The sequence below is a fragment of the Streptomyces sp. NPDC060000 genome (genome assembly GCF_042737375.1).
Classification (GTDB): Bacteria; Actinomycetota; Actinomycetes; order Streptomycetales; family Streptomycetaceae; genus Streptomyces.
Genome location: NZ_JBHWUU010000019.1, coordinates 74999 through 90175, shown reverse-complemented (window position 1 = coordinate 90175; position 15177 = coordinate 74999). Strand labels below are relative to the sequence as shown.

Annotated in this window: 13 protein-coding genes; 10 read left to right on the top strand and 3 right to left on the bottom strand. The window is 72.2% G+C overall.

Annotated features, from left to right (window positions below):
- The first annotated feature begins 8 nt into the window (after window positions 1-8).
- From ACFWBB_RS13025 to ACFWBB_RS13000, 6 genes are all read left to right on the top strand, one after another.
- Complete coding sequence (locus tag ACFWBB_RS13025; RefSeq protein WP_385270148.1) at window positions 9-1085, top strand: LLM class flavin-dependent oxidoreductase; 1077 nt, start codon at window positions 9-11, stop codon at window positions 1083-1085.
- Window positions 1082-2452, top strand: coding sequence for an NtaA/DmoA family FMN-dependent monooxygenase (locus ACFWBB_RS13020; protein WP_385270146.1), 1371 nt, complete (start codon window positions 1082-1084; stop codon window positions 2450-2452). Before ACFWBB_RS13025 ends, ACFWBB_RS13020 begins: the two co-directional genes overlap by 4 nt.
- A 582-nt stretch (window positions 2453-3034) precedes the next feature.
- Window positions 3035-3943 carry a S1 family peptidase gene (locus ACFWBB_RS13015; RefSeq protein WP_385270144.1) on the top strand — a complete coding sequence of 303 codons (909 nt, stop codon included), beginning with the start codon at window positions 3035-3037 and terminating at the stop codon, window positions 3941-3943.
- 326 nt (window positions 3944-4269) lie between these two features.
- Window positions 4270-5352, top strand: coding sequence for a S1 family peptidase (locus ACFWBB_RS13010; RefSeq protein WP_385270142.1), 1083 nt, complete (start codon window positions 4270-4272; stop codon window positions 5350-5352).
- A gap of 461 nt (window positions 5353-5813) precedes the next feature.
- The gene (locus ACFWBB_RS13005) at window positions 5814-9401 is read left to right on the top strand and encodes a DNA polymerase III subunit alpha (RefSeq protein ID WP_385270140.1); all 3588 of its coding nucleotides are present in this window, start codon (window positions 5814-5816) and stop codon (window positions 9399-9401) included.
- Complete coding sequence (locus ACFWBB_RS13000) at window positions 9398-10366, top strand: hypothetical protein (protein ID WP_385270138.1); 969 nt, start codon at window positions 9398-9400, stop codon at window positions 10364-10366. The genes ACFWBB_RS13005 and ACFWBB_RS13000 overlap by 4 nt, the downstream gene beginning before the upstream one ends.
- 21 nt (window positions 10367-10387) lie before the next feature.
- Here ACFWBB_RS13000 and ACFWBB_RS12995 read toward each other — a convergent pair whose 3' ends face one another.
- On the bottom strand, window positions 10388-10762 hold the full coding sequence (locus ACFWBB_RS12995) for a cupin domain-containing protein (protein WP_385270136.1): 375 nt from the start codon (window positions 10760-10762) through the stop codon (window positions 10388-10390).
- Window positions 10763-10892: 130 nt separating this feature from the next.
- On the opposite strand from ACFWBB_RS12995, the gene ACFWBB_RS12990 reads away from it, so the two are divergent.
- Window positions 10893-11336: a MarR family winged helix-turn-helix transcriptional regulator gene (locus ACFWBB_RS12990; RefSeq protein ID WP_385270134.1), complete on the top strand. Its 444-nt coding sequence runs from the start codon at window positions 10893-10895 to the stop codon at window positions 11334-11336.
- 173 nt (window positions 11337-11509) lie between these two features.
- Window positions 11510-12397 (top strand): esterase/lipase family protein, encoded by an 888-nt coding sequence (locus ACFWBB_RS12985; RefSeq protein WP_385270132.1) that lies wholly within the window; start codon window positions 11510-11512, stop codon window positions 12395-12397.
- Window positions 12398-12472: 75 nt separating this feature from the next.
- Here ACFWBB_RS12985 and ACFWBB_RS12980 read toward each other — a convergent pair whose 3' ends face one another.
- Window positions 12473-13531, bottom strand: a complete 1059-nt coding sequence (locus tag ACFWBB_RS12980; RefSeq protein WP_385270130.1) for a lytic polysaccharide monooxygenase — start codon at window positions 13529-13531, stop codon at window positions 12473-12475.
- Window positions 13532-13683: 152 nt separating this feature from the next.
- Between ACFWBB_RS12980 and ACFWBB_RS12975 the strand changes: the two genes are divergently transcribed.
- Window positions 13684-14145, top strand: coding sequence for a GNAT family N-acetyltransferase (locus ACFWBB_RS12975; protein WP_385270128.1), 462 nt, complete (start codon window positions 13684-13686; stop codon window positions 14143-14145).
- 40 nt (window positions 14146-14185) lie between these two features.
- Here ACFWBB_RS12975 and ACFWBB_RS12970 read toward each other — a convergent pair whose 3' ends face one another.
- The gene (locus tag ACFWBB_RS12970; protein ID WP_385270126.1) at window positions 14186-14323 is read right to left on the bottom strand and encodes a hypothetical protein; all 138 of its coding nucleotides are present in this window, start codon (window positions 14321-14323) and stop codon (window positions 14186-14188) included.
- A 140-nt stretch (window positions 14324-14463) separates the two neighbouring features.
- Between ACFWBB_RS12970 and ACFWBB_RS12965 the strand changes: the two genes are divergently transcribed.
- The gene (locus ACFWBB_RS12965; protein ID WP_385270124.1) at window positions 14464-15078 is read left to right on the top strand and encodes a class I SAM-dependent methyltransferase; all 615 of its coding nucleotides are present in this window, start codon (window positions 14464-14466) and stop codon (window positions 15076-15078) included.
- Window positions 15079-15177 lie beyond the last annotated feature (99 nt).

Sequence of the window (15177 nt, the reverse complement as noted above, 5' to 3'; positions counted from 1 at the left end):
TCTCCCATATGACCTCATCGCACGGCCGGGGCCGCCCGCTGCACCTGGCCGCCGCCGTCGACCAGCCCGGGGTGTACGACGCCGGTCCCTACGTCGAGCTGGCCCGGCTCGCCGAGCGCGGCGGGCTCGACTTCGTGACGCTGGACAACGCCTTCGCCCGGCCCGGTCCCGACGCCTCGGCCGTGCTGTCCCGGGTGGCGCCCGCCACGCAACGCGTCGGACTGGTGCCCACCGTCACCACCACCCACACCGAGCCCTTCCACGTCCAGGCCACGGTCGCCACCCTCGACTGGGTCAGCCGGGGCCGGGCCGGCTGGCGGATCGACGTCTCCACCACCGAGGGGGAGGCCCGGCTCTTCGGCCGCCGGTACTCCGCGCCGCTGGACGCGCTCTGGCAGGAGGCCGGTGAAGTCGCCGACGTGGCCGCGAAGTTGTGGGACAGCTGGGAGGACGACGCCGAGATACGGGAGGTGCCGACCGGCCGCTTCATCGACCGCGACAAGCTCCACCACGTCGGCTTCACCGGCTCGGCCTTCTCGGTGAGGGGTCCCTCCACCGTGCCCAGACCTCCGCAGGGACATCCCGTGCGCGTGGTCGACGCCACCGAGGAACACGCCCGGGCCACTGCGGCCCGCCACGCCGACGTGGCCCTCGTGCACGCGGCGCGCCCCGAGCAGGCCCGTACCGTCCGCGACCGACTGCGTGCCGACGTGGCCAGGTCCGGGCGCGACCCGAACTCCCTGCTCGTCCTGGTGAGTCTGCTGATCGACCTCGGGGACGGCGAGCACGCCGCCGAACCCGGCCACGGCGGAGGCGGCCCCCGGCAGACGGCGCAGGGCCCGCTCTACCGGGGTGGCCCCGTCGACCTCGCCGACCTGATCTCCTCCTGGTACAAGGACGGCACCGCCGACGGTTTTCACCTCATCCCCGTAGAACCCCGCCGCGATCTGGAACGGCTGGTCAACGGCACGGTGGCGCTGCTCCAGCACCGCGGCCTGTTCCGTACCTTCTACCCGGGCAGCACACTCCGCGAGCACCTGGGGCTGGCCCGGCCCGCCAACCAGTACGTGGGGGGAGCGGCATGAGCGGCCGCGAACCCGGTGGCCCGAGGCCGCCCGGCAAGCACTGCCACCTGGCCGTCCTGCCCCACGCCCAACTCCGCTCGAGCGGGGGGACCGCCGTCCCCGGCGTCGACGACACCACCGTCTGGGCCGGCCCGGACTCGAAGAAGTCGCAGATCGAGTTCTCCTCCTTCGAGCGTCTCGCCCGGACCGCCGAACGTGGTCTCTTCGACTTCCTCCTCCTCGCCGAGGGGCTGCGGCTGCCCGAACACAAGGGCCATGTCCACGACCTGGACGTGGTGGGACGCCCGGAGTCGCTCACCGTCCTCAACGCGCTCGCCGCCGTGACCGAGAACCTGGGGCTGGCCGCCACGGTCGACGCCACCTTCAACGAGCCGTTCGAACTCGCCCGCAGACTGGCCACGCTGGACCATCTCAGCGGCGGCCGGGCAGCCTGGCACGTGGTGACCTCCTCGGACGCCCTGACCGGCGAGAACTTCCGCCGAGGGGGCTACCTCGACCACGCCGACCGGTACCACCGGGCCGCCGAGTTCGTCGCCGCCGCACGGGAGTTGTGGGACTCCTGGACACCGGACGAGGTGTCCCGGCCGTTCGCGCACCGGGGCCGGCACTTCGACATCGCCGGGGAGTTCACCCTGCCGCGCTCGCCGCAGGGGCGTCCGGTGGTGATCCATGCGGGGGAGGACCAGGCGGGAGACCCGGGGGAGGAGGGCCGGGAGTTCGCGGCCGCCACCGCCGACGTCGTCCTCACCCGGCACGGCACGCTGGAGGCCGGGCGGGCCCGTTACGCCGACGTCAAGGGGCGGCTGGCCAGGTACGGACGCGGCCCTGACGAGCTGAAGGTCCTGACCGGCATCACCGTCGTCCTCGGGGACACCGCCGCCGAGGCGCAGGAGCGGGCCGCCATGATCAGACGGCAGCAGGTCTCCCCGCAGAGCGCCCTTCTCGCCCTGGAGCGGCTCTGGGGCGTCGACCTGTCGGCGTACGACCCCGACGGGCCGCTGCCCGGGGTCGACCCGGTGGCGGACCCGCGGCTCACGGGGGGCCGCACCCGGCCCGGCGACACCGTTGCGGTGGTCGGGAAGCTGCGGGCGCTGTCGAAGGAGAAGGGGCTGTCCATCCGGCAGACCGTGATCGAGACGAGTGCCCGGCAGTCCTTCATCGGGACGCCCGAGGCGGTCGCCGCCGACCTGGAGGAGTTCGTGCGCGAGGACGCCGCCGACGGCTTCGTCCTCGTACCGCAGCTCACGCCCGGCGGGCTCGACGAGTTCGTCGACCGGGTGGTGCCGCTGCTCCAGGAGCGCGGTGTGTTCCGTACGGAGTACGAGGGAAACACCCTGCGCTCACATCTCGGGTTGCCTGCCCGGTAGCCCGGTAGCCCGGTGGCCCGGTGGCCTGGTGGCCTGGTGGCCTGGTGGCCTGGTGGCCTGGTGGCCTGGTGGCCTGGTGGCCTGGTGGCCCGGTGGCCCGGTGGCCCGGTGGCGCGGTGGCCCGTAGCCCCGCAGCCCGGTAGGGCATGGGCGGCGCACCCCATGACGACAGGACCGACCGATCGCGTGACGACAGGGCTCACGGCATCCTCTTCGGCCATCCGGGCCCCGAGGATGATTTTGACCGGGTCGTACTGCCTCCGTGCGCCTTTGTGGATGCTTTCCTCCGCCCCTTCCCATCGCCGGGGAACACATAGGACGTGGCGGTCGAGGCAGAGAAGCGCAACCCGGTCTGAGCTGGGGCAAGAGGCTGCAAGAGGGCTCAACTCACGCAGTTCGTCGAAGGTCTGACGGCCGAAAGGCGCCCTTGCGCCGACCGGCCGTTCGGCCGAATACTCCCCCTCAGCGCTTGTCAGGGTCACGGCGTGTCCGGAATCCGGACGAACGTCGGTCCCTGGCTGCGCCTCACGGGCCCCGACCCCACACGACGGGCCCCCGACTTCCCCTGGGAGGGAACGAAACGTGAGGATCAAGCGCACCACCCCCACCACCCCCACGAGCGGTATCTCGAGACGGACCCGGCTGACCGCCGTGGCCACCGGACTCGTGGCCGCGGCCGCCATCGCGATCCCCAGCGCGAGCGCGGACGACACCGCCACCTTCAGTACGGCGCAGCTCAAGAGCGCGAGCACCTCGGTGCTCACCGCTGACGTTCCGGGCACCGCCTGGGCCGTCGACAGCAAGACCAACCGGCTCGTCGTCACCGTCGACAGCACGGTCTCGCAGGCCGAGATCGCGAAGATCAAGGAGCAGGCGGGCAGCAACGCCGGCGCGCTCACGATCAAGCACACGCCGGGACAGTTCAAGAAGCTGATCACCGGCGGCGACGCCATCTACGGTGGCGGCTACCGCTGTTCGCTCGGCTTCAACGTGCACAGTGGCAGCACCTACTACTTCCTGACCGCCGGGCACTGCGGTGAGGTCGCCAGTACCTGGTACTCCAACTCGGGCCAGAGCTCCACCCTGGGGACGAACGTCAGCTACAGCTTCCCGACGAACGACTTCGCGCTGGTGCGGTACACGAACACGTCGGTCGCCCACCCGAGCGCGGTCGGCAGCCAGACGATCTCCAGCGCGGCCACCCCGAGCGTGGGCACCACGGTCTACCGCCGCGGTTCCACCACCGGCACCCACAGCGGCCGGGTCACCGCCCTGAACGCCACCGTCAACTACGGCAGCGGCGACGTCGTCTACGGCATGATCCAGACCACGGTCTGCGCCGAGGGCGGCGACAGCGGCGGCCCGCTGTACGGGGGCAGCGTGGCCTACGGTCTGACCTCCGGAGGCAGCGGCAACTGCACCTCCGGCGGCACGACCTTCTTCCAGCCGGTCACCGAGGCGCTGAGCTACTACGGCGTGAGCGTCGGCTGACGGTCCCGTCCGGCGAGTTCTGCCAGTGAGGGGCGAGCCCCCGTACGCAACCGGCGTACGGGGGCTCGCTCTTGCCCGGAGGCCGGGGCCGGGGCGGGGCCGAGGGACCCATGCGTAGCGTTTGCAGTGCGAATTTTTCTGTGGTGGTCGGGGGTGCCCCGGGGTGGTGAAGGCGCGGAGGGCGCCCGGTGTTCACCCTGTGCGCGTCCCGAGGTCGACCTTGTGCGCTCCCTGTGCGATTCGGAAGAGTGGGCGCCCGTCAACCAGCCTTCCGGCCCGGAGCGGACCCCATCGCCGCCGGGCCGACCCCCACAGGAGGACGCGAGTTGAAGCACCGACGCATATCCGGGCGGCGGCCGGTCATGGCGGGCGCGGGTGCCGCCGCCCTCGTCGCGGCCGGAGTCGCCTTCCAGACTGCGAACGCCAGCGAGCCCGCGAAGACCCCGCAGCCCACCTCTCTCTCGGCCCTCGCGGCAGGAAGGCTCGCCTCGACGCTCGGCCGGGATCTCGGCACCGACGCGGCGGGCACGTACTACGACGCGAAGAGCAAGAGCCTCGTGGTGAACGTCCTCGACGCGGCCGCCGCGAAGACCGTCGAGGAGGCCGGCGCCAAGGCCAGAATCGTCGAGAACTCCCTCGCCGAACTGACCGGCGCCCGTACGACGCTCAAGGCGGACGCGTCCGTCCCGGGCACCGCCTGGGTGACCGACCCGACCACCGACAAGGTCGTCGTCACCGCCGACCGCACCGTTTCCGGCGCCGAGTGGGCCAAGCTCGCCAAGGTCGTCGACGGGCTCGGCCGGGTGGCCGAACTCCAGCGCACCAAGGGTGAGTTCAAACCCTTCCTCGCCGGTGGCGACGCCATCAGCGGCGGCGGCGGGCGCTGCTCCCTCGGGTTCAACGTGGTCGAGGGCGGCGAGCCGTACTTCCTGACCGCCGGGCACTGCACCGACGCCATCTCCACCTGGTCGGACTCCTCCGGCACCGAGATCGGCACCAACGAGGTGTCCAGCTTCCCGGGCAACGACTTCGGTCTGGTCAAGTACACCGCCGGTGTCGACCACCCGAGCGAGGTCGACCTCCACAACGGCTCGGCCCAGCAGATCACCGGCGCCGCCGCGGCCACCGTCGGCATGAAGGTCACCCGCAGCGGTTCGACCACCCAGGTGCACTCCGGCACGGTCACCGGCCTGGACGCCACGGTGAACTACGGCAACGGCGACATCGTCAGCGGGCTCGTCCAGACCGACGTCTGCGCCGAGCCGGGAGACAGTGGCGGCTCCCTCTTCTCGGGCAGCAGCGCCGTCGGCCTGACCTCGGGCGGCAGCGGCGACTGCGCCTCCGGTGGGGAGACGTTCTTCCAGCCGGTGACGGAGGCGCTGTCGGCGACGGGGGCGCAGATCGGCTGACGTACTGATGTGCTGACCTGCTGATGTGTGTGTCGAGGCGACACCGACGAAGGTCCCGCCCCGCACACGAGGGGCGGGACCTCACGCATGCCCCTCGCGTACCTCACGCGTACCCACCGCCGCGCATCGCGGCGCATCACGGCGCATCACGGCGTGCCCTGCGCGCGGCGCGCCCGCGGCGCCGCCGCCGGCAGCGTGACGACGACCCCCGCGCTCGGGTTGGCGGCAGCGTGGCCCGGGGGTCACGGCGTCCTCACCTCGTCGAGGAATGAGCCGGGGAGACCGCTGGGGGAGCTGCCGGGTGGGTCGGCGCCGGTGGCCTGTGTCATGTCCCCGCGGCCGGAATGCGAGGTGTTTCCGCAGGTGGGAGGCGTCCTAACGGTTGTCGTACAGACGTTCGAGAATTGGTCTATGGTGGGGGTGGGGGAGCTGGGAACTGATGTTCGATTATGGAGGTGTGGATGCCAGGGTTCACGCATCTGCACACCGTCTCCGGGTTCTCCCTGCGCTACGGCGCCTCGCACCCGGAGCGGCTGGCCGAGCGCGCCTCGGAGCGGGGGATGGACGCCCTCGCCCTCACCGACCGCGACACCCTCGCCGGCACGGTCCGCTTCGCCAAGGCCTGCGCGAAGGCGGGCGTGCGTCCGCTGTTCGGGGTGGACCTGGCGGTGGCACCCCCCGAGCGGGCGCAGGGGGACGCGTCCGTACGACGGGACAGGCACCGCGCCCCCGTGCGGGGCGGCGCCTTCATCGACGAGTCGACACCCCGTGTCACCTTTCTCGCCCGTGACGGCGCCCGGGGCTGGGGCGACCTGTGCCGGATCGTCACGGCGGCGCACGTGAGCGAGGGCGTCCCGTTGCTGCCCTGGGCCGAGAACCGCGGTGCCGGGCTGACCGTCCTGCTCGGCCCCGCCTCCGACGTCGGCCGCGCGCTCGCCGCGGGCCGCCCGGACCGCGCGGCGAAGCTCCTCGTTCCCTGGCGGGAGGTGTACGGCGACACCCTGCGCCTGGAGGCCGTCTGGCACGGGCGTACCGGCACCGGACCCGGTTCCCTGCGCCTGGCCGCGCGCACCGTCGGCTTCGCCGCCGAACAGCGGATCCGGCCCGTCCTCAGCAACGCCGTCCGGTACGCCGATCCCGGCCAGGGCCCGGTCGCGGACGTCCTGGACGCCGCCCGCCGGCTCGTCCCCGTCGACCCGACGAAGGGGCTGGACTCCGGGGAGGCCTGGCTCAAGGACACGGGAGCGATGCTGGGCGCGGCCGAGCGGATCGTCGAGGCCGCGGGCTACCGGCGCGACACCGCGCACCACCTGCTGGAACAGACGCGGGCGACGGCCGCCGAGTGCCTGGTGGACCCCGAGGACGACCTCGGCATGGGCGCCGTCCACTTCCCCGAGCCGCACCTCGTCGGCGCGGGCCGCCGCACCGCCCAGCGGACGCTGGCCTCCAGGGCGGCGGCCGGGATGGTGCTGCACGGCCACTCCGGGAAGCGCGCCTACTGGGAGCGGATGCACCGGGAACTCGACATCATCGCCCACCACGGCTTCGCCTCGTACTTCCTTACGGTCGCCCAGGTCGTGGACGACGTGAGGGAGATGGGCATCCGGGTCGCGGCCCGCGGCTCCGGCGCGGGATCGCTGGTGAACCACCTGCTCGGCATCGCGAACGCCGACCCGGTCGAGCACGGGCTGCTGATGGAGCGGTTCCTGTCCAGGGAACGGATCGTGCTGCCCGACATCGACATCGACGTGGAGTCCGCCCGCCGGCTGGAGGTCTACCGGGCGATCATCGGCCGGTTCGGCACCGAGCGGGTCGCGACGGTCGCGATGCCGGAGACGTACCGGGTGCGCCACGCCATCCGGGACGTGGGCGCGGCCCTGTCCATGGACCCGGCCGACATCGACCGCATCGCCAAGTCCTTCCCGCACATCCGGGCACGCGACGCCCGGACGGCCCTGGAGGAACTGCCCGAACTGCGGTCGCTGGCACAGGAGAAGGAGCGGTACGGGCGGCTCTGGGAGCTGGTCGAGGCCCTCGACGCCCTCCCGCGCGGAGTCGCCATGCATCCGTGCGGGGTGCTCCTCTCCGACGCCTCCCTGCTCTCCCGTACGCCGGTCATGCCGACCAGCGGCGAGGGGTTCCCCATGGCCCAGTTCGACAAGGACGACGTCGAGGACCTCGGGCTGCTCAAGCTGGACGTGCTGGGCGTGCGGATGCAGTCGGCGATGGCGCACGCGGTCGCCGAGGTGACGCGGGCGACGGGCGAGCGGATCGACCTGGACACGCTGGAGGACGGCGACCCGGCGACGTATCGGCTCATCCAGTCGACCGAGACGCTGGGGTGCTTCCAGATCGAGTCGCCGGGACAGCGGGACCTGGTGGGACGGTTGCAGCCGGCCACCTTCCACGATCTCGTCGTCGACATCTCCCTCTTCCGGCCCGGTCCGGTCGCCGCCGACATGGTGCGGCCGTTCATCGAGGCGCGGCACGGGCGGGCGCCGATCCGGTATCCGCACCCGGATCTGGAGGAGTCGCTGCGGGACACCTACGGGGTCGTCGTCTTCCACGAGCAGATCATCGACATCGTCGCCGTCATGACCGGCTGCGGGCGCGGTGAGGCGGACCGGATCCGGCGCGGGCTGTCGGACCCGGAGTCGCAGGGGCGGATCAAGGTGTGGTTCGCGCAGCACGCGGCGGCCGGCGGATATGACGCAGAAACGATTCGGCGGACCTGGGAGATCATCGAGGCGTTCGGCTCGTACGGCTTCTGCAAGGCGCACGCGGTCGCCTTCGCCGTACCGACCTACCAGTCGGCATGGCTGAAGGCGCACCACCCGGCCGCCTTCTATGCCGGGCTGCTCACGCACGACCCCGGGATGTATCCGAAGCGGCTGCTGCTGGCGGACGCGCGGCGGCGGGGGGTGCCGGTGCTGCCGTTGGACGTGAACAGGTCGGCGGTCGCCCACCGTATCGAACTGGTGTCTGATTCAGAGGGTCCGGGAGACCCAGGAGGTCCGGTGGGGTCAACGGGTTCAGGTGATCCGGGGAGTTCAGGGACCTGGGGACTGCGGCTCGCCCTGTCCGACGTGTACGGCATCACCGAGGCCGAAGCGGCGCGGATCGCGGACGGGCAGCCGTACGCCTCGCTGCTGGACTTCTGGGAACGGGCCCGCCCCAGTCGTCCGCTCGCCACGCGGCTCGCCCAGGTCGGCGCACTGGACGCGTTCGGCGCCAACCGGCGTGACCTGCAACTGCACCTGACCGAACTGCACCGGGGTGCCCGGGGCGCGGGCGGTGGCCAACTCCCCCTGGCGGGTGGGCGCAGGACCGGTTCGGCAGGGCTGCCGGACCTGTCCTCCGCCGAGAAGCTCAGCGCCGAACTGGGCGTGCTGTCCATGGACGCCTCACGCCATCTGATGGACGACCACCGGAGCTTCCTCGACGAACTGGGCGTGGTGTCGGCGCGCCGGCTGCGCGAGACCCGGCACGGCGAGACGGTCCTCGTGGCGGGCGCCAAGGCGGCCACCCAGACCCCGCCGATCCGGTCCGGCAAACGGGTCGTCTTCACCACCCTGGACGACGGCACCGGCCTGGTCGACCTCGCCTTCTTCGAAGACTCCCACGACGCCTGCGCGCACACCGTCTTCCACTCCTGGCTGCTGCTGGTGCGCGGGGTGGTCCAGCGGCGCGGCCCGCGCAGCCTCAGCGTGGTGGGCGCCGCCGTCTGGAACCTCGCCGAACTGCTGGAGGTGCGCCGGGAGGAGGGGCTGGAAGGGGTCGCGGCCCGGCTGGCCGACCCCGGCGGCGTCCCGGACGCGGGGGCCCCTGACGCGGGCGACGACGGCGACGGCCCGGCGCGCAGCCGGCTCGCCGGTTCGGACGGGCTGCCCGCACCGGCGGGCTCGGCCGCCCAGGACGCGATGGAACGGCGTCGCATCCGCATGTCCACGGGGTACGAGATGCACCCCTGGGCCGATCTGCGCCCCGCGGGTGAGGGACCCGCGGTGGGAAGGAAGTTGTGGCACCAGAGTCCGGGGAGTGCGGGATGACCATCCTCTGCGTACGTTTCCAGCTGCCTCCGGCGCACGAGGCCGCCCTGCCGGGGCTGCTCGGGCTGCTGGAGGAGTTCACACCGGTCGTCGAGGCGTTGCCGCCGGACGGGGCACTGGCCGATCTGCGCGGCGCCGAACGGTACTTCGGGCGCAGCGCGGTCGAGCTGGCGTCGGTGATCAGAGTGCGCGCGCTCGCGCTGTACGGGTTCGACTGCGTGACCGGCGCGGGCCCCGGCCCGATGTCGGCCCGTATGGCGCTGCGGACCGCCCGGCCCGGGGTGACCTGCGCGGTCCCCGAGGGTGAGGTGCGGGAGTTCCTCGCCGGCAAGCCCGTCGTCGCGCTGCCCGGTGTCGGTACGGCGACCGCCCGCACCCTGTGCGAGTACGGCCTCGACACCCTCGGCCGGGTCGCCGCCGCACCCCTGTCCACGCTCCAGCGCCTGGTCGGCGCGAAGGCGGGCCGGGAGCTGCACGAGAAGGCGAACGGGATCGACCGCGGCCGGGTCGTCCCGAACGCCGTCTCCCGATCCCTGGCCGCCGAACGCCCCTTCGAGCGCGACGAGCTGGACCCCGACCGGCACCGCCGGGCCCTTCTGGCGGCCGCCGGGGAACTGGGCGCCCGGCTGCGTGCCGTGGAGAAGGTCTGCCGCACCCTGACCCTCACCGTGCGCTACGCCGATCGCTCGTCCACCACCCGCAGCCGCACCCTCGGGGAGCCGACCGCGCACTCGGCGGCCCTGACGAGAACGGCGTACGGCCTGTACGAGGCGCTCGGTCTGCAACGCGCCCGGGTCCGCGCGATCGCCCTGCGCGCCGAGGCGCTCGGTCCCGCCGAACAGGCCTCTCACCAGCTCACCTTCGACCCCGTCGACGAGAAGGTCCGCCGGATCGAGGAGGTGGCCGACCGGGTGCGGGCGAAGTTCGGGCCGGAAGCGGTGAAGCCCGGGACGCTGGCGGCCTGAGGGGCGCCGGCCGCGGCGCGGTCAGTTGGCCCACGGGGGAGTGATCCGGGTCCCGTCGGCCAGCTCCGCCTCCAGACCGATGGACGTGGTGACCCAGGAGAGCGCGGTGCGGTCGGTCGGGTTCTCGACGGCCAGGGTCGCCCCCGGGTTGACGATCACCGTGTCGCCCGCAGTGATCCGCTCGGCGCGGCCGTCGAGCGTGAGGATCAGCTCGCCGACGAGCAGATGGAAGATCTCCTCCCGGTTGACGGTGTGCGCGGGAGCCCTGGTCCCGGCGGGGATCTCGCCCCGCCAGGCGCACAGCTCCTTGCTGCCGGTGCGGGGAGTGGCGTACGAGACGAAGCGGACGCCGTGGATCTCGTGGGTGACGGCGTCGGACGAACGGATGACGGGCACGGGGGCCTCCTGGCGGCTTCTGCCGGATGCGGTGTGGAGGAAACGGTCCAGAAAGTAGTCAAGCTGCTTGACTACTTTGCCTCATGGTCAAGCTCCTTGACCAATCTGTCAAGGATGTTTCAATGCAGACGTGCAGAACTCCGAGGCCCTCGCCCTGTCCGCCGCCCTGCTCACCGCCGCCGGCGAGCTCACCCGGCGCATCAACGACGGGGTCGTCGCCCGTGGGTTCGAGGTGCGGCCCGCCTATGGCTTCGCCTTCACCCGGCTCGCCCCGGGCGGCGCCACGGTCACCGAACTGGGTGTCCACCTCGGGGTCACCAAGCAGGCCGCGAGCCAGCTCGTCGAGGAGCTCGTGCGGAAGGGGTATGCCGAGCGCCGGCCGCACCCCGAGGACGCGCGGGCCCGGCTGATCGTGCTCACCGAGCGCGGCTGGGAGTGCACCCGGGCGGCGGAGGAAGCGGCCGCCGAGGCGGTGCGGGCGTGGTCCGATGTGCTCGGCGAGGGTGAAGTGCGCACTTTGTGCGCTCAGTTGGGGCGCATTGCTCCCAATGGCCCCATTCGGCCCGCTTGGTGACGGCCTATCAGTAGCCAAGGCCGTAGGTGACTACCACTGAAAGTTTTTACTGACGCGTAACTTCACAGTTCAGCTACTCGCCCGTAACTTGACGAGTGAACAGCATCCTCGTGATCCGGGTCACAGGGCGTAAGGCCATCGCACCTCCCCTTGAGCCGCAAGGAGATCACCCGATGCTGCCCTGGAAGCGCGTGCTCGGACCACTCGCCGCACTGCTGCTGGCCGCCACGGCCGCCACCGTCCCCGCCACCGCCGCCCACGCCGACTCCGCCGCCACCGAGACCGCCACCGCCACCGCCTCGGCGAGTGGCTGGAACGACTACGGCTGCAAGCCCTCCGCCGCCCACCCCCGCCCCGTCGTCCTCGTACACGGCACGTTCGGGAACTCGATCGACAACTGGCTGGCCCTCGCCCCCTACCTCACGGTCCGCGGATACTGCGTCTTCTCCGTCGACTACGGCCAGCTGCAGGGCGTCCCGCTCTTCAACGGTCTCGGCCCCATCGACAAGTCGGCCGCGCAGCTCTCCGCCTTCGTCGACAAGGTGCTCGCCGCGACCGGCGCCGCCGAGGCCGACCTCGTCGGCCACTCGCAGGGCGGCATGATGCCGCGCTACTACCTGAAGTTCCTCGGCGGAGCCGCCAAGGTCAACGCGCTCGTCGGCATCGCCCCCGACAACCACGGCACCACACTGGGCGGACTCACCAACCTGCTGCCCTACTTCCCGGGCGCCGAGGATCTGCTCTCGGCCGCGACCCCCGGCCTCGCCGACCAGATCATCGGGTCGGCCTTCCTCACCAAGCTCAACGCGGGCGGGGACACCGTCGCCGGTGTCCGTTACACCGTCATCGCGACCCAGTACGACGAGGTGGCCACGCCGTGGCGCACCCAGTACCTCAGCGGATCCAACGTGCACAACGTCCTGCTCCAGGACCTGTGTCCGCTGGACCTCTCCGAGCACGTGGCGATCGCTCTGTTCGACCGGATCGCCTTCCACGAGGTGGCCAACGCGCTCGACCCGGCCCACGCCACCGCCACCACCTGCGCCTCCGTGTTCAGCTGACGGGCGGATGTTCCGCCGGGGCCTGTCCGACCTGAGCCGCCGGTCAGGCCCCGGAGTCCAGAAGGGAACGGCGGCTCAGCGGCCGTGCCGTCCGCCGGCCGTCGCCCGCCTGCGCACCGACCCGAACAGCAGCGCCGCGCCCAGCGCCAGGACGGCCGCGCCACCCACCACGAGAGACGGGGCGCCGCCGTCGCCGCCGGTCTCCGCGAGGCTCTCGCCGGAACCCGGGCCGGTGCCGGCCGCCTTCGGCTCGTCGGCGCCGGAGGACTGTTCCGCCGTGACCGAGGGCTGCGCTGTGGCCGACGGACCGGCCGTGGCCGACGGCCCGGTGGTCGGGTCCGCCGTCGTGGACGCGTCGTCGTCCCCGTGACCGTGGTGCTCGACCGTCGACTTGTCGGCACCGTCCTCGATCTGCTCCTCGGAGGGCGCGGAAGCGGAGGGCGCGGCACTCGCACCCGTCCCCGCACCCGTGCCCGTCCCGGCGCCCGTGCCCGCGAACGTGACGTCCGAGCAGGAGTAGAACGCCTCCGGGCTGTCCGAGCGCTGCCAGACCGCATACAGCAACTGCCTGCCGGAACGCTCGGGCAGGGTCCCGGGGAAGGTGTAGAAGCCGCCCGCGGCCACCGGGTCGGTGGCCGTCGCCACCGGGTGCGCCAGATCCAGGTCGGACCAGCGCAGCGGCTCGGCCGCGTCGTAACCGGCCTTGGTGAGATAGACCTTGAAGGTGCCCTTGTGCGGGGCGGTCACCCGGTACCTGAAGGTGTACGAGCCGCTGCCCACGCTCGTCGCCGGCCAGTCGGCGCGGGCCAGGTCCAGGCCCTTGAACTCCGCGTTGTTCGCGCTGCACAGGTGGCCGTCCGGGATCAGCTCCTGGTGGCGCCCGTTCGCGTCGCCGATACGGATGCCGTTCCAGTCGTACAGCGCCTGCGTCCCGCCCGCCGCGACCGCGGCCCTGCAGGCGTCCGACTTCGGGCTCTCCGGACCTTCCGCGTAGCACTGCGCGACCCGGCTGACCGGATCGCCCATCGAGCCGTGCGCGGCCGCGGGAGCGGCGGACAGCAGGGCCAAGGCCGGCGGGACCAGTCCGACGGCGGCGACGGCGGCGACGGTGGCGGCCTTGCGGCGTGCGGGCATGGGGGAACTCCTCGGAACCGGAACAGGTGGTGGCCTGATGTGCGCCGGAACCAAGAAACCGCGAAATCACCCGCTCGGCACGGTCCGTGACGATCTTTAGGGTCGCCTTAAGGAAGCGCTGAGACTGGGATCAGGTAGGTAGCGTTCAGGGCATGACGAGCGAGGAGATCCGGCCCGCCACGGCGGCCGACGTACCGGCCGTGAAGGCCGTGACGGACGCGGCGTACACGCACTACATCGAGCGCATCGGACTGGTGCCGCAACCCATGGAGGCGGACCACGCGGCGAACGTGGCCGCGGGAAAGGTGTTCGTGACCGACGGCCCGGCCGGTGGCGCGGTGACCGGCCTCGTGGTCGTCGAGGCGTTCCCGGACCACCTGTTCCTCGACAGCATCGCGGTCCGCCCCGACGCCCACGGCAGGGGCGTCGGGCGGCGGCTGCTGCAATTCGTGGACGCACACGCGCGTGCGCTGGGCCTGCCCGAAGTCAGGCTCCACACGCACGCGATGATGTGGGAGAACCAGAGGATCTACCCCAAGTACGGCTACGAGGTCGTGGAGCGGCGTACCGACGGGCCGTACGACCGCGTCCACTACCGCAAGCGACTCGGCTGAGCGCGGCTCGATGCGCGGGACACGGCGACGCAGGCGGCGGTCAGCCGTCCGGCCACCAGGTGCGGGCGATGTCCTTGCGCACCTCGGGGCGTCCGGCGGGCCGTTGTTCTTCGACCTCGTCGCGGATCCGGCGGGAGTCCGTCTTCCTCAGGGGCTTCTGCACGGTCGTACGGCGCATGGCTGCCTCCTTCAGGAACTACCGTCATCCGCGTTCTCACGGAGGTAGACCCTTTCCGGGAGACTTCCCCATCGGCCCCCGTTCTGTCAGTGGCGGCTGTCACGATTCGAGTGTCAGTGGTAGGTGTCACTCTTGGGCACATGAGCGAAAAGAGTGACGAAACGACTTCGCCCCGTGTCGACTGGGACACGGCCGCGGCCGTCTTCGACGAGGAGCCGGACCACGGCCTGCGTGACCAGGAGGTGCGCGCCGCCTGGGACCGGCGACTGCGCGGCTGGCTGCCGGAGCGCGCCTGTGACGTTCTCGACCTGGGCTGCGGCACCGGCAGTCTGTCGCTCCTCGCGGCCGAGCAGGGACACCGCGTGACGGGGGTCGATCTGTCCCCGCCCATGATCGATCTGGCCCGCGCCAAACTCGCCGGGCGTGACGCGGTGTTCCTCCTCGGTGACGCCGCGGAGCCCCCGGTCGGGGAGCGGTGCTTCGACACCCTGCTCGTCCGGCATGTTCTGTGGACCCTGCCCCACCCCGCCCGGGTCCTGCGGCACTGGCGCGGTCTGCTGCGCCCCGGCGGGCGGCTCGTGCTGATCGAGGGCGTGTGGGGGACCGTCAGCCCGGTCGGCATACCGGCGGACCGGCTGACCGCCCTGCTGGCCCCGCTGACCGACCACGCGCGCGTGGAGCGGCTGTCGGAGGACGCGCAGCTGTGGGGAGGGACGGTGACGGACGAGCGGTACGCGGTGGTGGCGACGGTGTGAGCACCCGGCGGTGGGAGAGCCGGGACCGGGCGAGCTCCCGGCCGGGCAACCTCCCTGCCGTCCGCGCTCCCGGCAGGGCGAGCGCACGGCCGGCCGCCC